The following is a 26,946-nucleotide window of genomic DNA, read 5'->3' on the forward strand; positions in this document are numbered from 1 at the left end:
CCTGCCCCGCGCCGGACGCCCCGGTCGGACCCGCTCGGTAGGCTCGGTGTCCTCATGATGCAGCGAATCGACCTCCGCGGCGGCCTCCCCGCCCGTGCCGAACTCCTCCGACTCATGCCCCGGGCAACCGGCGACGTCTCGCACGCCGTCGACGCCGCCCGCGAGCTCGTCGAAGCAGTGCGACACCGCGGTGCCGACGCCCTGCACGAGCAGGCGGAGCGGTTCGACGGGGGAGCCCCCGAGCACGTCCGGGTGCCCGCCGCCGAGATCGCCGCCGCCGTCGCCGGCCTGACGCCCGAGCTCCGCGCCGCGCTCGACGAGGCGATCCGCCGCGTCCGGGCCGCGAGCGCTGCCCAGGTCCCCGCCGGCTCGGTCACCACGCTCGCCGACGGCGCCGAGGTGCACCAGCGCTGGCAGCCGATGCGCCGCGTCGGTCTCTACGTGCCCGGCGGCAAGGCGGTCTACCCGTCCAGCGTCGTCATGAACGTGGTCCCCGCCCAGGTCGCCGGTGTGGGGTCGATCGCGCTCGTCTCGCCGCCGCAGCGCGACCACGGCGGCGCGGTGCACCCGACGATCCTCGCGGCCGCCGGACTCCTCGGCATCGACGAGGTCTACGCGATGGGCGGCGCCGGGGCGATCGGCGCGCTGGCGTACGGCGTCGCCGCGATCGGCCTCGAGCCCGTCGACCTCGTCACCGGCCCGGGCAACAACTACGTCGCAGCGGCGAAGCGGATCGTGCGCGGCACCGTCGGGATCGACTCCGAGGCCGGCGCCACCGAGATCCTCGTGATCGCCGACGAGACCGCCGACCCCGGGTACGTCGCCGCCGACCTCGTCAGCCAGGCCGAGCACGACGAGCAGGCCGGCAGCGTGCTGGTGACCACGTCGACGGCGTTCGCCGACGCGGTGGAGGCCGCCGTCCCGTCGCGCGTGGCGTCCCTGGGGACCGCCACGCGCCTCCAGACCGCACTCGACGGACCGCAATCCGCGATCGTGCTCGTGGACTCGCTCGCCGACGCGGCGAGCGTCAGCAACGCCTACGGGCCGGAGCACCTCGAGATCCAGACGGCCGACGACGACGCGGTGCTCGCCGACATCGACGCTGCCGGTGCCGTGTTCGTCGGCCCGAGCACCCCGGTCAGCCTGGGCGACTACCTCGCCGGCTCGAACCACGTGCTGCCGACCGGTGGACAGGCACGCTTCGGCTCCGGGCTGTCCGCGTCGACGTTCCTGCGCCCGCAGCAGGTCATCCGCTACACCGCCGCGGCCCTCGCCGAGGTCGCGCCGCACATCGTCGCCCTCGCCACCGAGGAACAGCTCCCCGGGCACGGCGCCGCCGTGACGGAGCGCACGAACCGGTAGCCTGGGGACGCCATGTTCTGCCCCTTCTGCCGCCACCCGGACTCCCGCGTCGTCGACTCACGGACGAGCGACGACGGAACCTCCATCCGCCGCCGTCGACAGTGCCCGAACTGCGGGCGTCGGTTCTCGACCACCGAGACCGCCTCGCTCAACGTCGTCAAGCGGAACGGGGTCACCGAGCCGTTCAGCCGCGACAAGATCGTCTCCGGCGTGCGCAAGGCGTGCCAGGGGCGCCCCGTGACCGACGGCGACCTGGCCGTGCTCGCCCAGCGCGTGGAGGAGACCGTGCGCGCCTCGGGTTCCAGCCAGATCGACGCGAACGACATCGGCCTCGCGATCCTCGCGCCGCTGCGCGAGCTCGACGAGGTCGCCTACCTCCGGTTCGCCAGCGTGTACCAGGCGTTCGACTCGCTCGACGACTTCGAGGACGCCATCACCCAGCTCCGGATCGACCACCACAGCCGGGGGACCTCCGCGTCCGCCGGTGCTGGCGCATGAGCAGCATCGCGGAACGACTCGTCCGCGGCGGGTACGCCGCCGTCTTCCGGTCGGTCTTCGCGAACATGGACCCCGAGCGCGCCCACCACCTCGCGTTCGCCGTGATCCGGGTGCTGCCGAAGGTGCCGATCGTGAGCGGACTGGTCGAGCGGTACTCCCGTCCGTCGGCGCTCGACGGCGTCACGACGATGGGCATCCACTTCCCGTCCCGCTTCGGCCTCGCCGCCGGGTTCGACAAGGACGCGAAGGGCATCGCCGGACTCGGCGTCCTCGGGTTCGGGCACGTCGAGGTCGGCACGATCACGGCCAAGGCCCAGCCCGGCAACGAGCGGCCGCGACTCTTCCGGCTCATCCCGGACCGGGCGCTCATCAACCGGATGGGCTTCAACAACCACGGTGCGGCCTCGGCCGCGCGCCGGCTCGAGCGGGCACGCCGGAACCCCGGCCGTCCGGTCATCGGCGTCAACATCGGCAAGAGCCGTGTCGTCGACGTCGCCGACGCGATCGACGACTACCTCGAGTCCACCCGCCGGCTCGCGCCCTTCGCGGACTACCTCGCGGTGAACGTCAGCTCGCCGAACACCCCCGGGCTCCGCGGGCTGCAGGAGCTCGACCAGCTCCGCCCGCTCCTCTCCGCCGTCCACGAGGCCGCCGGCCGGGTCCCGGTGCTCGTGAAGATCGCGCCGGACCTCGACGACGAGCAGATCGACGCGATCGCCGGGCTCGCGGTCTCGCTCGGGCTGTCCGGCGTCATCGCGAACAACACCACGATCGCCCGATCCGGCCTGTCGATGCCGGCGGCCGAGGTCGAGGCGATCGGCGCCGGGGGACTGTCCGGTGCTCCGGTGGCGGCCCGGTCGCTCGAGGTGCTGCGCCGCGTCCGCGCTGCCGTGCCCGCCGACTTCTGCGTCATCGCCGTCGGGGGCGTGACGAGCGAGCAGGACGTGCAGGACCGGATCGACGCGGGGGCGACGCTCGTGCAGGGCTACACGGCGTTCCTCTACGAGGGGCCGACCTGGGCCACGCGGATCAACCGGCTGCGGAGCCGGCGGTTGCGGCGCGCCGGGCGCTGACGCTGCGGTCCTGGCGTCCCGGTTCCGTCGTCTGCGTCGTCGTGGTCGTCGGGCGGGCGGGACTCGCCGCGTGCGGTTCGTCGAGATCGCACTATGTGTCGCCGTCGGTGACGTTGGGCGGCATCTTTCGCGATCTCGACGGAGCCCGCGCCCGCGCCCGCCGGACGCCGCTTGCGTCGAGGTCGCACGACGCGCCGCGTGCGGTTCGTCGAGATCGCACGAAGTGTCGCCGTCGGTGATGTCGAGCGACACGTTCTGCGATCTCGGCGGCGAGGGCGGCTGCCACCCGGACGCCGAGTCCGCCAGCCGGACCCGGGGACGACGAAGCGCCGCCCGGCGGACCGGACGGCGCTTCGTGGTGGCTCAGAGCGCCGGGTACTGCCCGCGCTTGACCTGCGGCTTCGGCAGGCGCAGGAAGCGCAGCTGCCACGCACGCGTGAGGATGTAGAGGAACGTCCCGCGCTGCATCGACCCGAACTTCGCGGTGAGCTTCTTGCGGAACGACAGCCAGAGCACGATGCAGTCGATCACGAAGAGCGCCACGAACGCCCACACGAGCAGCAACGAGTACGACGCGATGACCGTCTGCGCAGCGGCGAACCCGACGATCAGGAACAGAACGAGCACCGGCATCATGACCTCGCCGACGTTCCAGCGTGCGTCGATCCAGTTGCGCACGAACCGGCGCTGCTCGCCGCGGTCCTTCGCGGGGAGGTAGCGCTCCTCGCCGTTGGCCATGCCGACGCGGGCCTTCTCGCGCTCGCTGTTCAGGCGGGCACGCGCGGCCTTCTTGTCCTCAGCCGAACCGCCGACGATGGGGCGGCGGTTGGCGGCCTCGCGCTCCCGACGGGTCGGGGTCGGACGGCCCTTGCCCTGCTCGAGGAGTTCTTCCTCGGTGGGGTTCACGGTCGTGTTGGTCTTGGGGGCTGCCTTCGCCACGGTGCGTTCCTGACTGCGGTGTGCGTGCTGGATCGTCCTCTAGATTACGGGACATGACCGACACCGACCAGCACGCGCCCGCCACCGACCCCGCGCTCCTCGACGCCCTCCGCGAACACGTGCAGGGCGGGCTGCCGACGACGATCGCCGACCTGTCCGCACTGGTGCGGCTGCCGTCGGTGTCCTGGTCGGCCTTCGACCCGTCGAACGTCCGGGCGAGCGCCGAGGCCGTCGCGGACCTGGCGCGGTCGACGGGCGTGTTCGGTGCGGATGACGTCCGGATCGTGCGGTCCGCGGTCTCCGGCGACACCGCCGAGGTCGAGTCGTCCGGTGGGGAGCTCGGGCAGCCCGCGGTGCTCGCCGTCCGTCCGGCACGCAACGGCAAGCCGACCGTGATGCTCTACGCACACCACGATGTCCAGCCGCAGGGCGACGACGCGCTCTGGGAGACGCCGCCCTTCGAGCCGACGCTCCGGGGCGACCGTCTGTACGGCCGCGGCGCGTCCGACGACAAGGCGGGCGTGATGACGCACATCGCCGCGCTGCGGGCGGTGCACGCGCAGTTCGGCGACGACCTCGACCTCGGGGTCGTGCTGTTCGTCGAGGGCGAGGAGGAGTTCGGCTCCCGCTCGTTCCGCACGTTCTTGCGTGAGCAGAAGGAGCACCTCGCGGCCGACGTCATCGTCGTCGCGGACAGCGACAACTGGTCGACCGAGGTCCCGTCGATCACCGTGTCGCTGCGTGGCAACGTCACGTTCAAGCTCACGCTGACCACCCTCGAGCACGCGAGCCACAGCGGCATGTTCGGTGGAGCGGCACCGGACGCGATGATCCCGATGGTCCGGCTGCTCGCCTCCCTGCACGACGACGACGGCGCGGTGGCCGTCGAGGGGCTCACGTCCCACGACGCCCCGGTGCCCACGCGCACCGAGGACGAACTGGCGACGGACGCCGCACTCCTGCCGGGCGTGCGACCGGTCGGCCGCGGGGACGTCCTGTCCCGCATGTGGTTCCAGCCGTCGATCACCGTGACGGGCATGGACGTGCCGAGCGTCGCGAACGCGTCGAACACGCTGCTGCCGACGGTGTCCGCCCGCGTCTCGGTCCGCGTCGCCCCCGGTCAGGTCGCCACCGAGGCCGCCGCCGCGGTCGAACGGCACCTGCGGGCGCACGTGCCGTTCGGCGCGCGCCTCGAGATCAGCGAGCCCGACGCCGGTGACGGCTTCCTGGTGGACACGGCCGGCTGGGCCGTCCAGGAGGCGCGCACGGCGATGCGCGAGGGCTGGGGCAACGAGGCGGTCGAGCAGGGCATCGGCGGCTCGATCCCGTTCGTCTCGGACCTCGCCGAGGAGTTCCCGGAGGCGCAGATCCTCGTGACCGGTGTGGAGGACCCCGACACCCGTGCGCACAGCCCGAACGAGTCGCAGCACCTGGGCGTCCTGCACCGCGCGATCGCCTCCGAGGCGATCCTGCTCGCGCGTCTCGCGACTCGCGGGTGACGGTGCTTACAATCGACGCAGGCGCGGTGACCCACACCGCCCGGAGGGAGACGCGCGGATGAGCGACACCATCACCGACAACGCACCGACGACCGAGGCGCCGTCGCACGGCGTCCTGCTCAGCGACGCGGCCGCGGCGAAGGTGGCGAGCCTCCTCGAGCAGGAGGGCCGCGACGACCTCCGTCTCCGCCTCGCCGTCCAGCCCGGCGGCTGCTCGGGCCTGATCTACCAGCTCTACTTCGACGAGCGCCTGCTCGACGGAGACGCGACCGTCGAGTTCGGCACCGGCGTCGAGGTCGTCGTCGACAAGATGAGCGTCCCGTACCTCGACGGCGCCTCGATCGACTTCGAGGACACCATCCAGAAGCAGGGCTTCACCATCGACAACCCGAACGCGCAGGGCAGCTGCGCGTGCGGCGACAGCTTCCACTGAAGCGACGCCGTTCCGGTGCACGAGCGGGGAGCGACCGACACGGTCGCTCCCCGCTCGTCTGTTCTCCGGGCGTGCCCCGGCGTCGGACCGCGGATGACCAGGGGAAACGCGTCCTCCGCCGGTGCGCATCGTGGCTCGGGGTGTGTCGTGTGTGCGCGAGCGGTGTCGAGCTGCGAGTAAGCTAGGAGTGTTCCAACCAACCTGGAAGTCAGCCATGCGCGACCTCTGCGTCGCAGGCTGTGCCGGTTTCACGTCTTCCGAGAGGTAACAGTGCGTTCGAATCGCCGTATACGTTGGGCGGCCGTCCCGGTGGCCGTCGGTCTGGTCATCGCACTGGCTGGCTGCTCGCAGCAGCAGCTGAACGGATGGCTCCCCGGCACGGAGGAGACGAAGGACGTCACCAACCACACGAGCCGCATCGTCGGTCTGTGGACCACCAGCTGGGTCGTCCTGCTCGCGGTCGGTCTGATCGTGTGGGGCCTCATCATCTGGGCCGCCATCGTCTACCGCCGCCGCAAGGGCCAGACCGGCCTGCCGGTGCAGATGCGGTACAACATGCCGCTCGAGATCTTCTACACGATCGTGCCGCTCATCCTGGTGCTCGGCTTCTTCGCCTTCACCGCGAAGGACCAGGCCGCGATCGAGAAGCCCTTCACCAACCCGGATGCCACCGTGCACGTGTACGGCAAGCGCTGGGCGTGGGACTTCAACTACATCGACCAGCAGAACCCCCGCGAGAGCGTCTACTACCAGGGCATCCAGGCCCAGGAAGAAGAGAACGGCAAGGGCGCGATCGACGAGTCGCAGCTGCCGACCCTCTACCTGCCCCAGGGCAAGAAGGTCAAGATCGAGCTCTCGTCGCGCGACGTCGACCACTCCTTCTGGATCATCGACTTCCTCTACAAAAAGGACATGCTCCCGGGGAAGACGAACTACGAGTACTTCATCCCGGAGAAGCTCGGGACGTACCAGGGCAAGTGCGCGGAGCTCTGCGGTGAGTACCACTCGCTGATGCTCTTCCAGGTGAAGGTCGTGACGCCGAGCCAGTACAACCAGTACCTCGCGGACCTCAAGGACCAGGGCAAGGTCGGTCTGCTCGGCAACGAGTACAACACCAACACGAACGAACCGGACAACACGGCGCCCGTCACGGCGTCCAGCGAGAACAAGTAGGGGCTCGTCAGATGACAACGTCACTCGTCGGCCAGCCGACCGTGACCTCCGCGCCGGACTTCCAGGCGTCGAAGGTCGGTCGGAAGGGCAACATCATCGTCCGGTGGATCACGTCCACCGACCACAAGACCATCGGGTACATGTACCTGATCGCCTCGTTCATCTTCTTCCTGCTCGCAGGCGTGATGGCGCTCGTGATCCGTGCCCAGCTCTTCGAGCCCGGCCTGCACGTGGTCGCGACGAAGGAGCAGTACAACCAGCTCTTCACGATGCACGGCACGATCATGCTGCTGATGTTCGCGACGCCGCTCTTCTCGGGCTTCGCCAACGCGATCATGCCGCTGCAGATCGGCGCCCCGGACGTCGCCTTCCCGCGACTGAACGGCTTCGCGTTCTGGCTGTACCTCTTCGGTTCCATGATCGCCGTCGGCGGCTTCCTCACCCCGCAGGGTGCGGCGTCGTTCGGCTGGTTCGCCTACGCGCCACTGAGTGACACGACGTTCACACCAGGGCTCGGCGGCACCCTCTGGGTCTTCGGGCTCGGCATGACCGGCTTCTCGACGATCCTCGGCGCGGTGAACTTCATCACCACGATCATCACGATGCGCGCCCCGGGTCTGACCATGTTCCGCATGTCGATCTTCACGTGGAACACCCTCGTGACGGCGCTCCTCGTGCTGATGGCCTTCCCGGTCCTCGCCGCCGCGCTGTTCGGGCTCGGTCTCGACCGCGTGTTCAACGCGCAGATCTTCAACCCCGCCAACGGCGGTGCCCTGCTCTGGCAGCACCTCTTCTGGTTCTTCGGCCACCCCGAGGTGTACATCATCGCGCTGCCGTTCTTCGGCATCGTCTCCGAGGTCTTCCCGGTCTTCAGCCGCAAGCCGATCTTCGGATACAAGACCCTCGTCTACGCGACCATCTCGATCGCGGCCCTCTCGGTCACGGTGTGGGCGCACCACATGTACGTCACCGGTGGCGTCCTGCTCCCGTGGTTCTCGCTGATGACGATGCTCATCGCGGTGCCGACCGGCGTGAAGATCTTCAACTGGGTCGGCACGATGTGGCGCGGTTCGGTCACCTTCGAGACGCCGCTCCTCTGGGCCGTCGGCTTCCTCATCACGTTCACCTTCGGTGGTCTCACCGGTGTGATCCTGGCGTCGCCGCCGCTCGACTTCCACGTGTCCGACTCGTACTTCGTGGTCGCGCACTTCCACTACGTGGTCTTTGGCACCGTCGTCTTCGCGATGTTCTCCGGCTTCTACTTCTGGTGGCCGAAGTGGACCGGCAAGATGCTCAACGAGCGTCTCGGCAAGATCCACTTCTGGCTCCTGTTCATCGGGTTCCACACGACGTTCCTCATCCAGCACTGGCTGGGCGTCATCGGCATGCCGCGTCGCTACGCGACCTACCTGCCGAACGACGGCTTCACCTGGATGAACCAGCTGTCGACGATCGGCTCGATGATCCTCGCGATCTCGTTCCTGCCGTTCATCTTCAACGTCTACGTCACCGCCCGGAACGCACCGAAGGTCGCCGTGAACGACCCGTGGGGCTACGGCCGTTCGCTCGAGTGGGCGACCAGCTGCCCGCCGCCGCGGCACAACTTCACGTCGATCCCGCGCATCCGCTCGGAGTCCCCGGCGTTCGACCTCAACCACCCCGAAGCGGGTGTGCCGATCGGTGTGGGTCCTGCCAAGGACGCGCCGGACGCTCCGACCTACGACGCCGCGAAGGGCGAGGTGAAGTAAGGCGATGCGCGCCAACACCAACCTGTTCTGGATCCTCTTCGGGTTCTTCATCCTCGCGGACGCCGCGTACACCATCTGGTCGCTCATCTACTACGGGCGTCCGGAGTGGGTCGGCACCGTGGCCATCGGCCTCACCGGGATCATGTCCGCGTTCATCGCGTTCTACCTCGGCAAGGTCATGTCGTCCCAGGGCGGGGTCCTCCCCGAGGACCGTCCGGATGCCAACATCGAGGACGGCGACGCCGAGCTCGGGCACTTCAGCCCGTGGTCGTGGTGGCCCATCCTGCTGGCGGCGTCCACCGCGGTCGTCTTCCTCGGCGTCGCGGCCGGCCTGTGGATCGTGCCGATCGGGCTCGCCCTCGTGGCGGTCACCCTCGTCGGCTGGGTCTACGAGTACTACCGCGGCAACTTCGGTCACTGACCTGACGCTGCAGCGCACCTGACACATTCGGGCGGCACCACCTCGGTGCCGCCCGAAGTGCGTCCGGGGCCGTGTGCCCGGGACGTGCAGCCCCCAGCAACCCGGACCCCGATCCGGGAATCATCCGGACCGCGCGCGGCTTGCCCTCAAGCGGACCACCCCCACCACAGCGAAAGGAGTCACCTCCGGTGACCGACAAGCGCACTCTCATCATCTTCGGCGCGACGGGCGACCTCGCCTCCCGCCTGCTGCTGCCGGGCCTCGGCACGTTCCTGCAGAGCGGTCGAGCGGTTCCCGTCAAGCTCGTCGGGACGGGCCGCAGCGCCCGCAGCGAGGAGCAGTGGAAGGACGTCGTGACGAAGTCCTTCGCGTCGCAGGACGTGAAGGGCCCGGAGGTCGACGCCACCATCGCGTCGACCGAGTTCATCCAGGGTGACCCGACCGACCCCGAGCACCTCAAGGCACTGCTGGCCGCCGCCGACGGCGAGCCGGTGCTGTACTTCGCCCTCCCGCCGCAGATCGCCTCCGACATCTGCGAGGCCCTGCAGCAGGTCGAGCTCCCCGAGGGCACCACCCTGGCGTTCGAGAAGCCTTTCGGCACGGACGTCGCCAGCGCGCGGGCCCTCAACGAGACGGTGCTCAAGCTCGTCCCCGAGGAGCGCGTGCACCGTACCGACCACTTCCTCGGCCGCACCACGGTGCTCAACATCATCGGCCTCCGGTTCGCGAACCGCCTGTTCGAGCCGATCTGGAACGCCGAGAACATCGAGAAGGTCGACATCTTCTACGACGAGACCCTCGGTCTCGAGAACCGCGCGCAGTACTACGACGAGGCCGGCGCGATGGTCGACATGATCCAGTCGCACCTGCTGCAGATCCTCGGCATCGTGACGATGGACGCCCCGGCCGACATCGACTCCGTCGAGTTCCGCTCGTCCCTCGCCCGCGTGCTCCGTTCGACCGAGCTCAAGGGCGGCGACCCGAAGATCGCGTCCCGTCGTGCCGTCTACACGGCCGGCACCATCGACGGCAAGGAACTGCCCTCGTACCAGGACGAGGACGGCGTCGACAAGTCGCGCGCCACCGAGACGCTCGCCGAGATCTCGGTCGAGGTGGACACCGCCCGCTGGAAGGGCGTCCCCTTCACCCTGCGCTCCGGCAAGGCCCTCGGCAACAGCCGCAAGGAGGTGCTGATCACCTTCAAGCCGGTGACGCGTCTGCCCTCCGGCCTGTCCGGTCGCCCGAAGACGGACACGCTCCGCATCGTCCTCAACCCGGACGAGATCGAGCTGACGGTGTCGGCGAACGGCGGCGGCAACCCCTTCGAGATGGGGCAGGTCACCCTGTCCTCGTCGTTCGCGGACGGCGAGCTGACCCCCTACGGCGAGGTCCTCAACGGGATCTTCCACGACGACCCGCTGCTGTCGATCCGCGGCGACGTCGCAGAGCGCTGCTGGGAGATCGTCGAGCCGGTCGTCACGGCCTGGAAGGCCGACGAGGTCCCGCTGGAGGAGTACCGCGCGGGGTCGCGCGGACCGGCGGACTGGGAGTCCTCGTCCTGACGGACGTGCCGGAGGCGTCCTGAACGGACGCAGCTGACGGACGGGAGGCGCGGTGCCGGCTGGCACCGCGCCTCCCGTGCGTCCCGGGGTGTCTCCTAGGCGGTCCCGCCGGCCCGCCTGCCCTCACCGGTCCACGACCGGGTGCCACCGTCGTGGACGGGCACACGCGTGCGGTGTCCGGCGGCGGCCCCGCGGGCGCGGGCGATGGCGTCCGCGGCGGAGACGAGCGTGAGGTGCGAGAGCGCCTGCGGGGTGTTGCCGATGTGGTGTCCGGTGGCGACGTCGATCTCCTCGGAGAGCATGCCGACCTCGTTCGCGTACCCGGTCAGCACGTCCATGAGCCGTTCGGCGTCGTCGACGCGGCCGGACGCGGCGTACTGCTCGACCAGCCAGAACGAGCAGGCGAGGAACGGGTGCTCCGCGCCGGACAGGCCGTCGAAGCCGGACGACGTCCGGTACCGGAGGACGAGACCGTCGGAGCCGGTCCGCAGGTCCTGCTCGATCGCCGCGACGGTGCCGGTCATCCGCGGGTCGTCGGCCTTCAGGTACCCGATCTGGGGCAGGACGAGCAGGCTCGCGTCGACCTCGTCGGTGTCGTAGTGCTGCCGGTAGGTGCCGCGCTCGGCGTTCCAGCCGTGCTCCTCGATCTCGGCGCGGACGGTGTCGCGCATGGTGCGCCAGCGGTCGACGGGGCCCTCGAGCCCGAACTCCTCGACGGCGGCGACCCCGCGGTCGAACGCCGCCCAGATCATCGCGCGGGAGTGCGTGAAGTGCCGACGCGGGCCGCGCATCTCCCAGATGCCGTTGTCCGGCTCCTGCCAGTGCTCCTCGACGTAGCAGAGCAGGGAGCGCTGCAGCGCCCACGAGTCCGCGTTCTCCTCGACACCGAGCTCCCGCGCGTCGTGGAGCGCCGCCAGGACCTCGCCGAAGACGTCGCCCTGGTACTGCGTGTAGGCGCCGTTGCCGACACGGACCGGGGTGGACCCCGCGTAGCCGGGCAGCTCGTCGAGTTCGCGCTCCGGCAGTTCCCGTTCGCCGGCGACGCCGTACATGATCTGCACGTCGGCCGGGTCGCCGGCGATGGCCCGGAGGAGCCACCCGCGCCAGTGCGTGGCCTCGTCGCGGTAGCCGTGCGCGATGAGCGAGGCGAGGGCGAGCGAGGCGTCCCGCAGCCAGACGTAGCGGTAGTCCCAGTTGCGTTCCCCGCCTGGGTCCTCGGGCAGGCTCGTCGTCGCGGCGGCGACCACGCCCCCGGTCTCGGCGTGCGTCATCGCGCGGAGGAACATCAGGGACCGGCGGGTGGCGTCCCCGTAGGGGCCCTCGGTGTGCACCGGGGCCATCCAGTCGCGCCACCAGGTCCGGGTCTGCTCGAGTGCGGCGTCCACGTCGAGGGGCTCCGGCGGCTCCCGGTGTGACGGGTACCAGGTGAGCGCGGTGTCCACGACGTCACCGTCGCGGACCGTGCTCGTCGCGGTGTGCCGGTGGTCGTCGGCGCGGAAGCGCACGCCGCGGACGATCACCGACGCCGGACCGGCCGTGGCGAGCAGTGCCGGGTCCTCGTCGCCGCCGATCTGCCGGACCCAGGGGAGCGCCCGGGCGTAGTCGAACCGGATCCGGACCACCTGCTGGACCTCGACGGTGCCCCGGAGACCGCGCACGCGGCGGAGGATGGTGGCGCGGTGGGCGCCGATGGGCATGAACTCGGTGACCTCGACGACGCCGGTGCTCGTCGTCCAGACCGTCGAGAGCACGAGCGTGTCGTGGTCGTACCGCCGGGTGGCGGTCGCGTCCGGGTCCGTGGGACGGAGCGTCCAGTGGCCGTGGTCCTCGGTGCCGAGGAGCGACGCGAAGGTTGACGGGCTGTCGAAGCGCGGCAGGCACGCCCAGTCGATGGTGCCGTCCCGCCCGACGAGCGCGGCGGTGTACGTGTCACCGATCAGCGCGTGGTCCTCGATGCGGTTGGTCGGTGGCGTCGCCTGGCTCATGGGGCGATCCAACCACCGGCTGCCGTGCGCACCGCGGCGACTGGTCTGAGGAGGCGCTCAGTGCGGGTCGGCCGGGTCCGCCTCGGCGAGGCCGACGCGCGCCAGCTCCGACCAGATGCCGGCGCCGTCCGGGGCGTAGACCCAGGGCGCGGACGACTCGCGCGAGCGTTCCTGCGCGCGGGAGCGCCCACCCGCGAGGACGGCCTCGCTGGTGGAGAGCTGCCGGATGGCCACGCCCGCGACGTTCTCGGGGTGTGCCCGGGCGAACTCGCCGTACAGCGTCTCGTCGTGCTGGCCGTCGTCGCCGACGAGGAGCCACTGCACGTCCGGGAAGTCCTTCGCGAGCCGCTCGAGGTTCTGCTGCTTGTGGAGCTGTCCGCTGCGGAAGAAGCGGTCGTGGGTGGGGCCCCAGTCGGTCAGCAGCAGGGTGCCGGCGGGGTAGAGGTTGCGGCTCAGGAACCGCTGCAGCGTCGGGGCCACGTTCCACGCACCCGTCGAGAGGTACACCGTCGGTGCGCCCGGGTGCTGTGCCAGCACCCGCTCGTAGAGGACGGACATGCCGGGCACCGGACGGCGGCCGTGCTCGGTGAGGACGAAGGAGTTCCACGCCGCGAGCATCGGACGGGGGAGCGAGGTCACCATGACGGTGTCGTCGATGTCCGACAGCAGGCCGAAGCGGGTGGCCGGGTGGACGATGAAGACGTCGGCCTCGACGTCGCGCATCCCGCCGGCGGAGAGCTTGATGGTCTGCCAGCCGGGCTCGAGGTCGATCGGGACGATCGTGTCGACGACCCCGCCGCGGTCGGACTGCACGACGTGACTGGTGCCGCCGGCGGTGATCGTGACCTCGGCGTCGTCGACGGCGACGCTCGTGAAGCTCCGCCACCCGCGGACGCCGTAGAACGACGCGTCCGACGCCAGGCCGCGTCGGGTGAGGAGGACGCGGCAGAGGACCCGGATCCAGCCGGGTGCGCCGTAGCCGGTGTACGGGATCACGGTCGGGACGAGGCCGCGGCGCCGCGCCCGGTGTTCCCGGAACTCCTGGACGGCGTCCTCGATGCGCGCTGCGCGGTGGAGGATCGGCTCGGCCAGCGACGGTTCGTGGGGCGTCGGGTCGGGCATCTGCTCATCATCCCACGTGGCACGCCGCTGACCTACGTCCTCGCAGGTGTGATGGGAGAGTCGCAGCGAGGTTCCAGCCGCGCTCTGCGAAACTCGTCCCGTCGCACCCACGAACCGCGCTGCTCGCGCAAGAGGAGAACACGTGCTCGTCACCGAGGTACCGAACGCACTGCCGGGGGGATCATCACTGCTCAGGAACGAGCCGGTCCAAGCCCGTAGTTCGGCGCGCCTCTCGGGCCTCCTCGACGCCGCGGCCGCGGTCATCGACGAGATCGGGTTCGAGCGCCTGACCACCGCGATGGTGGCCGAGCGCGCCGGCGCGTCCATCGGCACGGTCTACCGCTACTTCCCCGACCGCATCGCCGTCGTCGAGGCGCTCGCGATCCGCAACACGCAACGGCTCGCCGAGCACTTCGTCACGGCGCTGTCCGAGAGTGGGGCGACGACGTGGCAGGAAGCCTGCGACGCGCTCATCGACGTCACGGCCGAGATGTACCGCACCGAGCCCGGCTTCCGCGCGATCCGCTTCGGCGACGCGGCCGACACCGGCACCGGCGACTCCGAGGACCGCATGGCCGCGCTCGGCTCGACGGTCGCGCAGATCCTGCACGAGCGCTTCGGCGTGCCCGCCACCGAGCGCACGGCCCGGACGTGGGTCGTGCTCGCCGAGGCGTCGCACGCGGTGTTCGCGCGGGCGTACCGCGACCCCGCAGCGCCCGACACCGGGCTGGTCGAGGAGTACCGCACGATGAGCCGGACGCACCTCGAAGCGGTCATCGCGTCCTCCTGAGCAGGGCACTCCCGCTGTCCGGGACCCGTCACGGCGGGTCACGGACGGGCGGATGTCCCACCTGACGGGTACTCTCACTCGGAGTCGGGCTACCTCCGAACAGAAGGGCACCCATGATCGAGTTCCGCTCGGTGCGCAAGACCTACCCGGACGGCACCAACGCGGTCGACGACTTCAGCCTCGTCATCCCCTCGAGGACCACCACGGTCTTCGTCGGGTCGAGCGGCTGCGGCAAGACCACGTTGCTCCGCATGATCAACCGGATGGTGGACCCGAGCGCGGGTGCCGTCGAGATCGACGGCGACGACGTCGCCGCGGTCGATCCGGTCAAGCTCCGTCGCAGCATCGGCTACGTGATGCAGAACGCCGGGCTGCTGCCGCACCGCAAGGTGATCGACAACATCGCGACCGTCCCGTTGCTGACCGGTGTGGCGAAGGCGGAGGCGCGCGCGCGTGCCCTCGATCTCATGGACACCGTGGGCCTCGACCGGGCGTTCGCGGACCGGTACCCGTCGCAGCTCTCCGGCGGACAGCAGCAGCGTGTCGGTGTCGCCCGCGGTCTGGCGGTCGACCCAAACATCCTCCTGATGGACGAGCCCTTCGGCGCCGTCGACCCGCTCGTCCGCAACGACCTGCAGGACGAGCTCATCCGGCTGCAGCGCGAGCTCGGCAAGACGGTCGTCTTCGTGACCCACGACATCGACGAGGCCTTCAAGCTCGGCGACCAGGTCGTCATCCTGAAGAAGGGCGGCGAGATCGCCCAGCAGGGGACGCCGGCGGAGATCCTCGCCGAGCCGGCGGACGACTTCGTCGCGAACTTCATCGGGGCGGGTCGCGGTCGACGTGCCCTGCGGGTCGAGCAGACCCCGACCGGTCCGATCGTCGTCGACGGCGAGGGTCGTGCCGCCGGTGTGCTCACCGGACCCGTCCAGGTGGTCGACGCCGCCGAGGCCGTGCCGCAGGAGCAGCGGGGCACCGCGTGAACTGGGTCCTCGGGAACCTCGACACGATCACCTCGAACCTGATCGCGCACATCTGGCTGTCGATCCCGCCGATCGTCATCAGCTTCGTGCTGTCGGTGCCGATCGGCCTGCTCGTGTCGCGCCTGCGCAAGCGGTCGGGTGCTGCGCGCGCCACCGGTTCGACGATCGTCGTCCTGGCGAGCCTGCTCTACACGATCCCGGCGCTGCCGCTCTTCCTCGTGATGCCGGTCATCATCGGGACGAGCTACCTCGACCCGGTGAACGTCGTCATCGCGATGACGATCTTCGGCGTCGCGCTGATGGCACGGTCCGCCGCTGACGCCATCGACGCGGTCGACCCGGACGTCGTGGGGGCCTCCGAGGCCCTCGGGTACTCGCCCGCGCAGCGCTTCTTCAAGGTGGAGCTCCCGCTCGCCGGGCCGGTGTTGCTCGCCGGCATCCGCGTGGTGTCGGTGTCCACCATCAGCCTGGTCACGGTCGGCGCGCTCATCGGCATCCCGAACCTCGGCTTCCTGCTCACTGACGGCCTGAAGCGCACGATCTCCGTCGAGATCCTCACCGGCATCGTCCTGACGATCCTGCTGGCGCTCGTCTTCGACCTGGTCCTGGTCGCGATCGGGCGGCTCGCGATGCCGTGGACGCGTGGTGGCGGTCGCGCCGCCCGTGCCGTCCGCCGCCGCGCCGCCGATGACGTCCGGACCGGGGAGGTCGCCGCGTGAACCTGTTCGGACAGGCCATCGCCTGGATCTTCGACCCCGCCAACAACGTCGGCGACAACGCCATCGGCGTCCGCCTGTGGGAACACGTTTGGATCACCCTGCTCGCCGTCGCCATCGCGGTGGCGATCGCGGTGCCCCTCGGGCTCCTCATCGGCCACACCGGCAAGGGACGCTCGATCGCGGTCGGCGTCTCCGGCGGCATCCGCGCCCTGCCCACGCTCGGCGTGCTGACGCTGCTCGCCCTGGCACTGGGCCTCGGACTCGGCGCACCGTTGATCGCCCTGGTGGTGCTCGCCATCCCGTCGGTCCTGGCCGGCGCGTACTCCGGTGTCGAGGCCATCGACCGGGTGGTCGTCGACGCCGCGAAGGCGCAGGGCATGACCGGGTGGCAGATCCTCGGCAAGGTCGAGATCCCGCTGGCCCTGCCGCTCATCGTCGGCGGCATCCGCGCCGCGGTGCTCCAGGTCGTCGCGACCGCGACGCTCGTCGCCTACATCAACGCCGGAGGGCTGGGCGGCTACGCCTTCTCCGGCATCGCCAACTCGGACTACGTCGAGGTGCTGGGCGGATCGATCGTCGTGATCGCCCTCGCCATCGCGTTCGAGATCGTCTTCGCCGCGCTGCAGCGGCTCGCCGTCCCCGCGGGTGTCTCCGCCGGGGCGACGCGTCTGTCGCGCCGGAGCACCCGCAGCTCGGCACCACGAGCATCAACCCCTGTGGAAGGAACCACCCCGTGATCACAGCAACGACCCGGCGTCTCGCCGCGACCATCGCCGTCGCGTCCGCGGCCGCCATCGCCCTCGCGGGCTGCTCCTCGAGCGACCCGCTGTCCTCCGGCTCCGGCTCCGGCGGCGGGGACTCGAAGACCATCGTCGTCGGTTCGCAGGCGTACCCGTCGAACGAGATCATCGCCGAGCTCTACGCGCAGGAGCTCCAGCACGAGGGCTTCACCGTCAAGAAGCAGCTCAACATCGGCCAGCGCAAGGCCTACTGGCCCGAGGTCGAGAAGGGGAGCATCAACGTCTTCCCCGAGTACAACGGCAACCTGCTCAACTTCCTCCTGCAGGAAGACGGCAAGGACACCACGACGGAGACCACGACGGACGGCATCAACGACGCCCTCAAGTCGGCGCTGCCCTCCGACGTCAAGGCACTCACCTCGGCCGACGCGTCCGACGCCGACACCTACACGGTGACGCAGGCGACCGCCGACAAGTACGACCTCAAGTCGATCGCCGACCTGTCGAAGATCGGCGGGACGATCTCGATCGCCGCCAACCCGGAGTTCGCCACCGCTGCCTACGGACCGAAGGGTCTGAAGGAGAAGTACGGCATCACCGGCGAGGTGAACCAGCAGAACGACTCGGGCGGTCCGCTCACGATCAAGGCCATCCAGGACGGTGACTCGCAGGTCGCGGACATCTACTCGGCCAGCGCCTCGATCAAGACCGAGAAGCTCGTCACCCTCGAGGACCCGAAGCACCTCGTGCCGGCGAACAACGTCACGCCGATCGTCTCGAAGGACCTCGACTCGAAGGCCGCCGACGCCATCGAGAAGGTGAACAAGCTGCTCACGACGGACGCGCTCATCGAGCTCAACCGTCAGAACTCGGTCGAGCAGAAGTCGGCCGCCTCGGTCGCCAAGTCGTTCCTGCAGGACAACGACCTGCTCTGACGACCCGCTGACCGATCAGCAGCACTCAACGACAGGTGTCGGGCATCCGCCCGGCACCTGTCGTCGTACGTGGAGCGGACGATCGGCACGTCCGTTCCGCACGGGTGTGCCGATCACTGCTCGTGCACGTTCGTGCACGCGACATTTCTACAACTTGTCGAAGAAGGTGTCCGCGCGGTAGCGTGAAGGTGTCCCAACGGTTGTGACAGCAGAAGTTCCCCCTTCCACAGGAAGCAACTGACGTGCACGAACAGCGCGCGGCGACCCGGTTCGGATACGCCGCATGAACGACATCCTCGACCCGCTCATCCTGTCGCGGTGGCAGTTCGGTCTGACGACGATCTACCACTTTCTCTTCGTCCCGCTGACGATCGGCATGGCCGTCGTCGTGGCCGTGTTCCAGACGGCCTGGTACCGCACGGGGCGCGCCCACTACCTCCAGCTGACCCGCTTCTTCGGACGCATCTTCCTCATCAACTTCGCCATGGGCGTGGTGACCGGGATCGTGCAGGAGTTCCAGTTCGGTATGAACTGGTCGAACTACTCGCGTTTCGTGGGCGACGTGTTCGGTGCCCCGCTCGCGCTCGAGGGCATCCTCGCGTTCTTCTTCGAAGCGGCGTTCATCGGGCTGTGGATCTTCGGGTGGGACCGTCTGCCCAGGGGCGTCCACCTCGCCACGATGTGGTGCGTCAGTGCGGGCACGATCATGTCGGCCTACTTCATCATCGCCGCGAACGCGTTCATGCAGCACCCGGTCGGCTACGCGATCAACGAGGTCAAGGGCCGCGCCGAGCTCACCGACATCTGGGCGGTGCTCGGCAACAAGGTCGCGCTGGCGGCCTTCCCGCACACGCTCTTCGCCTGCTTCATGGTCGCCGCCGCGGTCATCATCTCGGTCGCCGCGTACCACCTCGCGCGCAACCAGAACCTCGAGACGATGATGCCGGCGCTCAAGTTCGGCATGTGGACCATGCTCGCCGCCGGCGCCCTCACGGTGCTCACCGGCGACCAGCTCGGCCTCACCATGGTCGACACGCAGCCCATGAAGATGGCCGCGGCCGAAGCGCTGTACAACACGGCGACCGGCAAGGACGCCTCGTTCTCGATCTTCACGCTCGGCACCCCGGACGGCGTGCACGAGCTCTTCTCGATCCGCGTGCCGTACCTGCTGTCCTTCCTCTCGACGCACACGTTCAACGGCACGGTCGAGGGCATCAACGACCTGCAGGCGCAGTACTCCCAGGTCTACGGTCCCGGTGACTACAAGCCCGTCATCTGGGTGACGTACTGGTCCTTCCGCTGGATGATCGCCCTCGGCGTCGGCGCGGTGCTGGTCTCGCTCGCCGGGCTCTGGCTGACGCGCAAGGGTCGCTTCCCGACACAGCGCTGGGTCTGGCGGGTCGCCACCTGGACGGTGCCGCTCCCCATGGCGGCGATGATCGTCGGCTGGATCTTCACCGAGATGGGACGACAGCCGTGGTTGGTGTTCGGGCTGCTCAAGACCAGTGACGGCGTCTCGCCGAACGTCACCGGGCTCGAAGTCCTGATCTCCCTGGTGGTGTTCACGCTCATCTACGGCTCGCTCGCGGTGGTCGAGTTCAAGCTCATCAAGAAGGTCGCCCAGGAGGGCCCCGCCGCTCCGGCCGAGGTCGATGCGGCAACCGGCGAGGTCAAGCACGAAGTGACGGTCTACTAGCAATGGAAACGGTCTAGCGATGGATCTCCCGGTTCTCTGGTTCGCGATCGTCGGCGTCTTCTTCGTCGGCTACTTCGTCCTCGACGGCTTCGACTTCGGTGTCGGCATGTCCCTGCCGTTCCTCGGCAAGGACGACACCGACCGCCGCGTCCTCATCAACACCATCGGCCCGGTCTGGGACCTCAACGAGACGTGGGTCATCGTCGCCGGTGCCTGCCTGTTCGCGGCGTTCCCCGAGTGGTACGCCACGATGTTCTCCGGCTTCTACCTGGCGCTGCTGCTCATCCTCGCGGCCCTCATCGCCCGAGGCGTGTCGTTCGAGTACCGGCACCAGGAGAAGCACCTCGAGTGGAAGCGACGCTTCGACCTCATGATCATCGTCGGCAGCGCGGTCCCGTCGTTCCTCTGGGGCGTCGCGTTCGGCAACGTCGTGCGGGGGATCCCGATGGACGCCGGGCACAACTACACCGGCACGCTCTTCGACCTGCTGAACCCGTTCGCCCTGCTGGCCGGCGCGGCGACGCTGCTCGTGTTCTTCACCCACGGCGTCGTCTTCGTCGCACTGAAGACCGAGGGCGAGATCCGCGAGCGGGCCAAGCGGCTCGCGATCCGGGCCGGCATCGTCACGATCGTCGTCGGCGCGGCCTTCCTCGTCACCATGGCGTTCGTCCGCGCGACCCCGGCATCCCTCGTCCTCTCCGTCGTCGCGGCGCTGGCGCTCGTCCTCGCGGTGCTCTGCACGGCCTGGGGCAAGGAAGGCCGCGCGTTCACGCTGATGGCGGTGACGATCGCCGCCATCGTCCTGGCGATGTTCACGGCGATCTTCCCGAACGTGATGCCCGACTCCGTCACCCCGGCGAACAGCCTGACCGTGTACAACGCGTCGAGCGGGTCCTACACGCTCACGGTGATGAGCTGGGTGGCGCTGATCTTCGTGCCCCTCGTGTTCGCGTACCAGGCCTGGACCTACTGGGTGTTCCGCAAGCGCGTCTCGCGGGCCCAGGTCCTGCAGGCCGCGCACTAGGGCGCCGACGATGAAGCCGCTCGACCCGCGACTCCTGCGCCTGTCCCGGACGGCGCGCGGCTTCATCGTCGCGGCGTCCGGCACCGGGGTCCTCCGCACACTCGCGACCATCGCGATCGCGTGGGGGATCGCGGCGTCGGTCACGCTCGGGGTCGACGCGGTGCGCCAGGGGACGGTCCCGACCGCGTTCGCTGCGACCCTCGCGCTCCTCGGCGGCGCGTTCGTGGTCCGTGCCCTCGCCGCCTGGGCCACCGACGACCTCGCGGCCCGCGCGGCGGCGAAGGTCAAGAGCGAACTCCGAGCGACGGTCCTGGCACGAGCCGCGGAGCGCGGGCCGTCGTGGCTCGCGGGACGGTCGAGCGCCGGGTTCGCCACGACGCTCGGCCCGGGGCTGGACGCCCTCGACGCCTACTTCGGCCGCTACCTGCCCCAGCTGGCACTGACGGCGATCGCGACGCCGGTGCTCCTCGTCGCGGTCGGCCTCGGCGACCTCACCAGCGGGATCATCGTGCTCTGCGCGTTGCCGGTGATCCCCGTCTTCATGATCCTCATCGGCCTCGCGACGCAGGCGCTGCAGCGCGGGCAGGCCGACGCGCTCGCCCGGCTCGGCGGAGCTTTCACCGAGGCCGTCGAGGGACTCGCCACGCTCAAGGTCTTCGGCCGCGCCCGCCGCCAGGTCGGCCGCATCGGGACGGTGACCGACGAGTACCGACGCGGCACGCTCGGCGTGCTCCGACTGTCCTTCGTGAGCGGGTTCGCCCTCGAGCTCGCCGCGAGCCTGTCGGTGGCGCTCGTCGCGGTCTCCGTCGGCATCCGGTTGGTGGACGGGACGTTGGGCCTCGGCGCGGCCCTGTTCGTGCTCGTGCTCGCACCCGAGGCCTTCGCGCCGATCCGGCAGGTCGGTGCCGACTTCCACGCGGCACAGGACGGGGTCGAGGCGTCGACCGCGGTCCTCGACGTGCTCGACGACACGACCGTGCCATCCGCGCCCCGGACCCCGACGGATGCCGCCGACGCCCTGGTGCTGGACGGCGTGACCGTCCGCCGTCCCGACGTGGTCATCGGTCCCGTGCACCTCCGGGCGGCACCGGGGACCGTGGTCGTGCTGGCCGGTCCGAGCGGGTCCGGCAAGTCGAGCCTGATCGCCGCGATCCGCGGCGTGCTGCCGCACGAGGGCACCGTGACCGTCCCCGGTCCCGACGGGACGACGCCGACCGATCGCACGACCTGGGCCGACCAGCGCCCGCGTCTGGTCCGCGGTTCCGTCGCCGAGAACGTCGCGCTCAGCGCGACCCCGGACGACGCAGGGGTGCGCCGCGCCCTGGGCGAGGCCGGGCTGGGACTCGACCCGGGCCTCCCGATCGGCACCGGCGGTTCGGGGCTCTCCGGCGGCCAGGCGCAGCGCGTCGGCGTCGCCCGCGCGCTGTACCGCGCGCGCCGGGCGTCGACCCCGCTCGTCCTGCTCGACGAGCCGACGTCCGCCCTCGACGCCGAGGCAGAGGCGCACGTGATCGCATCCGTGCGCCGCCTCGCGGCCGACGGTGCGGTCGTCGTGGTCGCGAGCCACCGTCCCGCCGTCATCGCCGCGGCGGACGTCCGGGTCGACGTACGGACCGGCGGCTCGGTCGTCGTCGTCGCCGCCGACGGAGCGCGCGCATGAGCCGCCAGGAGGCCCGGCACGGCTCCGTCCTGCGGCTCGCCATGCCCCACGGCTCGGCCTGGGCCAGGGCAGTCGCCGCCGGCGCGCTCAGCGCGGTCTGCGCGGTGGCGCTCCTCGCCGCGAGTGGCTACCTCATCACGCGTGCCGCGGAGCACCCGCCGATCCTGTACCTCACGCTCGTGATGGTCGGCGTCCGCGCCTTCGCACTCGGCCGGGCGGCGCTGCGCTACGTCGACCGGCTCGCCGGACACGACGCCTCGTTCCGTCAGCTCGCGGTCGTGCGCACGGAGATGTACCGACGCCTGGCCTCGGTCGCGCCGGCCGGACTCGGGTCCACCGGACGCGGCGACCTGCTCACGCGGCTCGTCACCGACACCGACCGGCTGCAGGACCTGCCGATCCGGGTCGTCGGTCCGCTCGTCTCCGCCGGCACCGTGGCCGTCCTCTCGGTCGTGGCCGTCGCCCTCGTGTCGGTGCCGGCGGCGCTCGTGCTCCTCGTCGCCCTCGTCGTCGCCGCGCTGCTCGGGTCGGTCGTGACCCGCTCGGTGGCCCGGCGGTCGGACGAGCGCACGGCGGCCGACCGGGGGCACGTCGCCGACCTCGTGCTCGACACCGTCCGGACGCTCGACGTCTTCGCGGCGTACGGCACCCTCGACGAACGGCTGGCCCACATCGCCCGGCTCGACGCCAGGGTCACGGCGGCCGTCCGACGGCGCGGGACCGTGGAGTCGCTCGTCGGAGCCCTCGTCGGCCTCGTCGGTGGTGCGGCGGTCGTCGGCATCCTGGCGGTCGGAGCGCCGGCGGTCGTCGCCGGAGCGCTCGACGGTCCGCTGTGGGCGCTGGCCGTCTTCGTGCCGCTCGCGCTCTTCGAGGTCGTCGGCACCGTGCCGCTCGCCGTCCTGACGTTCCGCCGGGTGCGGGCTGCGGCCGACCGCGTCGAACAGGTCGTCCCGGCCGAGGTGCCCGCCGGGATCGTGCCGGAGCCCGAGGTCGACGCCGACCCCGCGGCACTCGTCGTCGACGGTCCGGTCGCGGTGTCCCTCCGCGACCTCACCGTGCAGTGGCCCGGTTCCTCGACGCCCGCGGTCGACGGCGTCTCGCTCGACCTCCGCCCCGGCGAGGTCGTCGTGCTCCAGGGGCCGAGCGGCGCCGGCAAGTCCACGCTCGTCGACGCGCTCGTCCGGTTCGTCGACCACCGGGGGTCCTACACGCTCGACGGGGTCGAGGCGAAGGACATGCACCCCGACGCCGTCCGCGCCCGCGTCGGTCTCATCGAGCAGGACCCGTTCGTGTTCGACCAGTCGGTCCGGCAGAACCTGCTCTTCGCCCGCGACACCGCGTCCGACGACGACCTGACCGCCGTGCTCGAGCGCGTCGGGCTGGGCCCGTGGCTCGCACGCCGCGGAGGCCTCGACGCCGGGGTGGGGGAGCGCGGGGCCCTCGTGTCCGGTGGACAGGCGCACCGGCTCGCCCTCGCGCGGGCGCTCCTCCGCGCGTTCCCGGTGCTCGTCCTCGACGAACCGACGGCCGACATCGACCCGGACCTCGGCGACACGGTCCTGCGGGACCTCGTCGGCGCGGCCCGTGCAGCGGGGAGGACCGTGGTGATCGTCTCGCACGTACCGGTCGCGGCCGACCTCGTCGACCGCACCCTGCGGATGCGCGACGGGCGGCTCGTCGCGTCCACCGCGACCTGAGTCGCGACCACCCAGGGCGGTGGGCCGTCCCCGTGCGCCGGTCCGCGCCTCCAGGCCTTGTATCTTGGACACCGGAGCGCGTCCGACGGACGTGCGCCGTGCCTCCCAGACCGATTGAGAGTTCCGTGACCACCGAGCAGCACCCCGAGGACCCGAACGCCTACGACTTCCGTCGTCTCCAGGAGAAGTGGCAGCCCCGCTGGGAGGAGCTCGGTCTCTTCACGACGGACCTCGACGACACCCGTCCGCGGAAGTACATCCTCGAGATGTTCCCGTACCCCTCCGGCGACCTGCACATGGGCCACGCCGAGAACTGGGCGCTCGGCGACTTCGTGGCGCGCTACTGGCGGCAGCAGGGCTTCAACGTGCTCCACCCGATCGGTTGGGACTCCTTCGGACTGCCCGCCGAGAACGCGGCGATCAAGCGCGGGGTCGACCCGAAGGACTGGACCTACGCGAACATCGAGCAGCAGAAGGCGTCCTTCAAGCGGTACGCGCCCTCGTTCGACTGGACCACCGAGATCCACACCTCGGACCCCGAGTACTACAAGTGGAACCAGTGGCTCTTCCTCAAGATGTACGAGAAGGGCCTGGCCTACCGGAAGGACAGCTGGGTCAACTGGGACCCGGTGGACCAGACCGTGCTCGCCAACGAGCAGGTCCTGCCCGACGGCACCTCGGACCGCTCCGGCGCCGTCGTCGTGAAGAAGAAGCTCACGCAGTGGTACTTCAAGATCACGGAGTACGCCGACCGCCTGCTCGACGACCTGAACCAGCTCGAGGGGCGGTGGCCGGCGAAGGTCATCGCGCAGCAGCGCAACTGGATCGGCCGCTCCGTCGGTGCCGACGTCGACTTCGTCATCGAGGGGCGCGACGAACCCGTCACGGTCTTCACCACGCGGCCGGACACGATCCACGGGGTCACGTTCCTCGTGGTGGCGCCGGACTCCGACCTGGCGGCCTCGCTGGTCTCCTCTGCCCCTGATGACGTGCGTGCTGCGTTCGACGCGTACCTGACGGCGACGCAGAAGACCTCGGAGATCGACCGCCAGAACGCCGACCGCCCGAAGACGGGCGTGCCGCTCGGGCGCTTCGCGATCCACCCGCTGACGGGGGAGCGACTGCCGATCTGGGCCGCTGACTACGTGCTCGCCGACTACGGCCACGGTGCGGTCATGGCCGTGCCCGCGCACGACCAGCGCGACCTCGACTTCGCGCGGCAGTTCGACCTGCCGGTCAAGGTCGTCGTCGACACCAACGCCGCGGTCACCGGCGCGATCCCGGTGATCCCCGAGGGCGCGACGCTCGACGACTTCGACCTGCCCGTGCTCGACCCGGTCTCGACCGGTGAGGCGCTGACGGGCCAGGGCCGGATGATCAACTCCGGGTCGCTCGACGGCATGTCGAAGCAGCACGCCATCAGCGCCGCGATCCGCCTGCTCGAGGAACGCGGCACCGGTCGCGCCGCGAAGACCTACCGCCTGCGCGACTGGCTCATCTCGCGGCAGCGGTTCTGGGGCACCCCGATCCCGATCATCCACGGCGCCGACGGCACCGAGCACCCGGTCCCGCTCGACCAGCTGCCGGTGCGCCTGCCCGACACCGAGGGGCTCGACCTCAAGCCGAAGGGCACCTCGCCGCTCGGCGGTGCGACCGAGTGGCTGCACGTGCCGAACCCCGTGGACGGCACGCCGGCGCTCCGCGACACCGACACGATGGACACCTTCGTCGACTCGTCGTGGTACTTCCTGCGCTTCCTCGCCGCGAACGACGACACGCAGGCCTTCGACCCGGCCGTCGCGCGGAAGTGGGCGCCGGTCGACCAGTACATCGGCGGCATCGAGCACGCGATCCTGCACCTGCTGTACGCACGCTTCGTGACGAAGGTGCTGTTCGACCTCGACTACCTCGACTTCACCGAGCCGTTCTCGGCGCTGCTCAACCAGGGCATGGTGCTGTCGGGCGGCTCGAAGATGTCGAAGTCGAAGGGTGGCGTCTCCCTCGGTGACGAGCTCGACGCGAACGGTGTCGACGCGATCCGCCTCGTGATGGGCTTCGCCGGGCCGCCGGAGGACGACATCAACTGGGAGGACGTCTCCCCGTCCGCATCGGCACGCTTCCTCGCCCGCGCGTACCGGCTCGCACTCGACGTCACGTCCTCGAAGGACGTCGTCTGGGCCGAGGGCGACCGCGCGCTCCGGCAGGCGACCCACCGCTTCCTCGCCGATGCGCCCGGGATGATGGAGTCGTTCAAGTTCAACGTCGTCATCGCGCGGCTCATGGACCTGGTGAACGTGACGCGCAAGGCCATCGACAGCGGTCCCGGCGCGGGCGACCCCGCCGTGCGCGAGGCCGTCGAGACCATCGCGCTCGGCCTCAGCGTCTTCGCGCCGTACACCGGCGAGGAGATGTGGGAGAAGCTGGGCTACGAGGCCACCGTCGCCACGTACGGCTGGCGCAAGGCCGACCCGACCCTGCTCGTGCAGGAGACCCTCACCGCCGTCGTGCAGGTGAACGGGAAGGTCCGAGACTCGTTCGAGGTGTCGAAGTCGATCGACCCGGCGGAGCTCGAGGCGATGGCCCGGGCGTCGGCGAACGTGCAGCGGTACATCGGGGAGCGCGAGGTCGTGAAGGTCATCGTGCGGGCCCCGAAGCTCGTGAACATCGCGATCAAGGGGTAGCGCCTCCTCCACAGGGATGTCCCGTGGTGGTTCCTCCACCGGTGTGACGTGCGGAGCCCGGTCGGACGGCCGGGCTCCGTAGCGTTCCGGCATGTCGTCTCGGTCGGGTGCGGGTGCGGGTGCGGGTGCCGATGCCGGTGTGAGTGCTGGTGCGGACGTGGGTGGTGGCGCTGGTGCTGGAACGGCCGCTGGTGCTGGTGCTGGCG

Annotated in this window: 22 protein-coding genes; 19 read left to right on the top strand and 3 right to left on the bottom strand. The window is 70.3% G+C overall.

What is annotated here, in order from left to right; all coding sequences use genetic code 11:
• Nucleotides 1-54 precede the first annotated feature (54 nt).
• The 3 genes from hisD to AAEP86_RS11085 are packed head-to-tail and all read left to right on the top strand — an operon-like array spanning nucleotide 55 to nucleotide 2,933.
• The gene (hisD, locus tag AAEP86_RS11075; RefSeq protein ID WP_420367388.1) at nucleotides 55-1,362 is read left to right on the top strand and encodes a histidinol dehydrogenase; all 1,308 of its coding nucleotides are present in this window, start codon (nucleotides 55-57) and stop codon (nucleotides 1,360-1,362) included.
• Nucleotides 1,363-1,374: 12 nt separating this feature from the next.
• The gene (gene nrdR / locus AAEP86_RS11080; RefSeq protein ID WP_420367389.1) at nucleotides 1,375-1,860 is read left to right on the top strand and encodes a transcriptional regulator NrdR; all 486 of its coding nucleotides are present in this window, start codon (nucleotides 1,375-1,377) and stop codon (nucleotides 1,858-1,860) included.
• Nucleotides 1,857-2,933 (top strand): quinone-dependent dihydroorotate dehydrogenase, encoded by a 1,077-nt coding sequence (locus AAEP86_RS11085; protein WP_420367390.1) that lies wholly within the window; start codon nucleotides 1,857-1,859, stop codon nucleotides 2,931-2,933. Before nrdR ends, AAEP86_RS11085 begins: the two co-directional genes overlap by 4 nt.
• Before the next feature lie 363 nt (nucleotides 2,934-3,296).
• On the opposite strand, the gene AAEP86_RS11090 is transcribed toward AAEP86_RS11085, so the two are convergent.
• On the bottom strand, nucleotides 3,297-3,872 hold the full coding sequence (locus AAEP86_RS11090; RefSeq protein ID WP_420367391.1) for a DUF3043 domain-containing protein: 576 nt from the start codon (nucleotides 3,870-3,872) through the stop codon (nucleotides 3,297-3,299).
• 53 nt (nucleotides 3,873-3,925) lie between these two features.
• On the opposite strand from AAEP86_RS11090, the gene AAEP86_RS11095 reads away from it, so the two are divergent.
• From AAEP86_RS11095 to AAEP86_RS11120, 6 genes are all read left to right on the top strand, one after another.
• Nucleotides 3,926-5,371, top strand: coding sequence for a dipeptidase (locus tag AAEP86_RS11095; protein WP_420367392.1), 1,446 nt, complete (start codon nucleotides 3,926-3,928; stop codon nucleotides 5,369-5,371).
• Between the two features lie 58 nt (nucleotides 5,372-5,429).
• Nucleotides 5,430-5,804 (top strand): HesB/IscA family protein, encoded by a 375-nt coding sequence (locus AAEP86_RS11100; protein WP_420367393.1) that lies wholly within the window; start codon nucleotides 5,430-5,432, stop codon nucleotides 5,802-5,804.
• A gap of 270 nt (nucleotides 5,805-6,074) precedes the next feature.
• Nucleotides 6,075-6,977 carry a cytochrome c oxidase subunit II gene (coxB, locus tag AAEP86_RS11105; protein ID WP_420367394.1) on the top strand — a complete coding sequence of 301 codons (903 nt, stop codon included), beginning with the start codon at nucleotides 6,075-6,077 and terminating at the stop codon, nucleotides 6,975-6,977.
• Nucleotides 6,978-6,988: 11 nt separating this feature from the next.
• Entirely contained in the window at nucleotides 6,989-8,725 is a 1,737-nt protein-coding gene (gene ctaD / locus AAEP86_RS11110) for a cytochrome c oxidase subunit I (protein WP_420367395.1), read from the top strand.
• Nucleotides 8,726-8,729: 4 nt separating this feature from the next.
• Complete coding sequence (locus AAEP86_RS11115; protein WP_420367396.1) at nucleotides 8,730-9,146, top strand: cytochrome c oxidase subunit 4; 417 nt, start codon at nucleotides 8,730-8,732, stop codon at nucleotides 9,144-9,146.
• A gap of 188 nt (nucleotides 9,147-9,334) precedes the next feature.
• Complete coding sequence (locus AAEP86_RS11120) at nucleotides 9,335-10,708, top strand: glucose-6-phosphate dehydrogenase (protein WP_420367397.1); 1,374 nt, start codon at nucleotides 9,335-9,337, stop codon at nucleotides 10,706-10,708.
• Nucleotides 10,709-10,803: 95 nt separating this feature from the next.
• Here the strand turns inward: AAEP86_RS11120 and AAEP86_RS11125 are convergent, their stop codons facing one another.
• Together AAEP86_RS11125 and AAEP86_RS11130 are read right to left on the bottom strand one after the other, a co-directional pair.
• Nucleotides 10,804-12,693, bottom strand: a complete 1,890-nt coding sequence (locus AAEP86_RS11125; RefSeq protein WP_420367398.1) for a glycoside hydrolase family 15 protein — start codon at nucleotides 12,691-12,693, stop codon at nucleotides 10,804-10,806.
• A 57-nt stretch (nucleotides 12,694-12,750) separates the two neighbouring features.
• Nucleotides 12,751-13,815 (bottom strand): App1 family protein, encoded by a 1,065-nt coding sequence (locus tag AAEP86_RS11130; RefSeq protein ID WP_420367399.1) that lies wholly within the window; start codon nucleotides 13,813-13,815, stop codon nucleotides 12,751-12,753.
• Between the two features lie 142 nt (nucleotides 13,816-13,957).
• Between AAEP86_RS11130 and AAEP86_RS11135 the strand changes: the two genes are divergently transcribed.
• The 10 genes from AAEP86_RS11135 to leuS all read left to right on the top strand — a co-directional run bounded on the left by AAEP86_RS11135 (nucleotide 13,958) and on the right by leuS (nucleotide 26,740).
• Complete coding sequence (locus AAEP86_RS11135; protein ID WP_420367400.1) at nucleotides 13,958-14,605, top strand: TetR/AcrR family transcriptional regulator; 648 nt, start codon at nucleotides 13,958-13,960, stop codon at nucleotides 14,603-14,605.
• Nucleotides 14,606-14,718: 113 nt separating this feature from the next.
• Nucleotides 14,719-15,588 (top strand): ABC transporter ATP-binding protein, encoded by an 870-nt coding sequence (locus AAEP86_RS11140; RefSeq protein ID WP_420367401.1) that lies wholly within the window; start codon nucleotides 14,719-14,721, stop codon nucleotides 15,586-15,588.
• Nucleotides 15,585-16,307 carry an ABC transporter permease gene (locus AAEP86_RS11145; RefSeq protein WP_420367402.1) on the top strand — a complete coding sequence of 241 codons (723 nt, stop codon included), beginning with the start codon at nucleotides 15,585-15,587 and terminating at the stop codon, nucleotides 16,305-16,307. The genes AAEP86_RS11140 and AAEP86_RS11145 overlap by 4 nt, the downstream gene beginning before the upstream one ends.
• Nucleotides 16,304-17,044, top strand: a complete 741-nt coding sequence (locus AAEP86_RS11150; RefSeq protein ID WP_420367403.1) for an ABC transporter permease — start codon at nucleotides 16,304-16,306, stop codon at nucleotides 17,042-17,044. Before AAEP86_RS11145 ends, AAEP86_RS11150 begins: the two co-directional genes overlap by 4 nt.
• Nucleotides 17,041-17,982, top strand: coding sequence for an ABC transporter substrate-binding protein (locus tag AAEP86_RS11155; RefSeq protein WP_420367404.1), 942 nt, complete (start codon nucleotides 17,041-17,043; stop codon nucleotides 17,980-17,982). The genes AAEP86_RS11150 and AAEP86_RS11155 overlap by 4 nt, the downstream gene beginning before the upstream one ends.
• A 283-nt stretch (nucleotides 17,983-18,265) precedes the next feature.
• Nucleotides 18,266-19,678, top strand: coding sequence for a cytochrome ubiquinol oxidase subunit I (locus AAEP86_RS11160; RefSeq protein ID WP_420367405.1), 1,413 nt, complete (start codon nucleotides 18,266-18,268; stop codon nucleotides 19,676-19,678).
• 19 nt (nucleotides 19,679-19,697) lie between these two features.
• Entirely contained in the window at nucleotides 19,698-20,702 is a 1,005-nt protein-coding gene (gene cydB / locus AAEP86_RS11165; RefSeq protein ID WP_420367406.1) for a cytochrome d ubiquinol oxidase subunit II, read from the top strand.
• A gap of 10 nt (nucleotides 20,703-20,712) precedes the next feature.
• Complete coding sequence (cydD, locus tag AAEP86_RS11170) at nucleotides 20,713-22,362, top strand: thiol reductant ABC exporter subunit CydD (protein ID WP_420367407.1); 1,650 nt, start codon at nucleotides 20,713-20,715, stop codon at nucleotides 22,360-22,362.
• The gene (cydC, locus tag AAEP86_RS11175; protein ID WP_420367408.1) at nucleotides 22,359-24,059 is read left to right on the top strand and encodes a thiol reductant ABC exporter subunit CydC; all 1,701 of its coding nucleotides are present in this window, start codon (nucleotides 22,359-22,361) and stop codon (nucleotides 24,057-24,059) included. Before cydD ends, cydC begins: the two co-directional genes overlap by 4 nt.
• Nucleotides 24,060-24,184: 125 nt before the next feature.
• The gene (gene leuS, locus AAEP86_RS11180) at nucleotides 24,185-26,740 is read left to right on the top strand and encodes a leucine--tRNA ligase (RefSeq protein WP_420367409.1); all 2,556 of its coding nucleotides are present in this window, start codon (nucleotides 24,185-24,187) and stop codon (nucleotides 26,738-26,740) included.
• The last annotated feature ends 206 nt before the right edge of the window (nucleotides 26,741-26,946 follow it).

It is taken from the genome of Curtobacterium sp. L1-20 (assembly GCF_048755855.1).
Taxonomy (GTDB): domain Bacteria; phylum Actinomycetota; class Actinomycetes; order Actinomycetales; family Microbacteriaceae; genus Curtobacterium.

Bases quoted from the DNA above. Each gene is read 5' to 3' on its own strand.
- hisD (WP_420367388.1), top strand. From the start codon at position 55: ATGATGCAGCGAATCGACCTCCGCGGCGGCCTCCCCGCCCGTGCCGAA.
- AAEP86_RS11095 (WP_420367392.1), top strand. From the start codon at position 3,926: ATGACCGACACCGACCAGCACGCGCCCGCCACCGACCCCGCGCTCCTC.
- cydC (WP_420367408.1), top strand. From the start codon at position 22,359: ATGAGCCGCCAGGAGGCCCGGCACGGCTCCGTCCTGCGGCTCGCCATG.
- AAEP86_RS11085 (WP_420367390.1), top strand. From the start codon at position 1,857: ATGAGCAGCATCGCGGAACGACTCGTCCGCGGCGGGTACGCCGCCGTC.
- ctaD (WP_420367395.1), top strand. From the start codon at position 6,989: ATGACAACGTCACTCGTCGGCCAGCCGACCGTGACCTCCGCGCCGGAC.
- AAEP86_RS11140 (WP_420367401.1), top strand. From the start codon at position 14,719: ATGATCGAGTTCCGCTCGGTGCGCAAGACCTACCCGGACGGCACCAAC.
- AAEP86_RS11115 (WP_420367396.1), top strand. From the start codon at position 8,730: ATGCGCGCCAACACCAACCTGTTCTGGATCCTCTTCGGGTTCTTCATC.
- cydB (WP_420367406.1), top strand. From the start codon at position 19,698: ATGGATCTCCCGGTTCTCTGGTTCGCGATCGTCGGCGTCTTCTTCGTC.
- AAEP86_RS11130 (WP_420367399.1), bottom strand. From the start codon at position 13,815: ATGCCCGACCCGACGCCCCACGAACCGTCGCTGGCCGAGCCGATCCTC.
- cydD (WP_420367407.1), top strand. From the start codon at position 20,713: ATGAAGCCGCTCGACCCGCGACTCCTGCGCCTGTCCCGGACGGCGCGC.
- AAEP86_RS11100 (WP_420367393.1), top strand. From the start codon at position 5,430: ATGAGCGACACCATCACCGACAACGCACCGACGACCGAGGCGCCGTCG.
- AAEP86_RS11125 (WP_420367398.1), bottom strand. From the start codon at position 12,693: ATGAGCCAGGCGACGCCACCGACCAACCGCATCGAGGACCACGCGCTG.
- AAEP86_RS11160 (WP_420367405.1), top strand. From the start codon at position 18,266: ATGAACGACATCCTCGACCCGCTCATCCTGTCGCGGTGGCAGTTCGGT.
- nrdR (WP_420367389.1), top strand. From the start codon at position 1,375: ATGTTCTGCCCCTTCTGCCGCCACCCGGACTCCCGCGTCGTCGACTCA.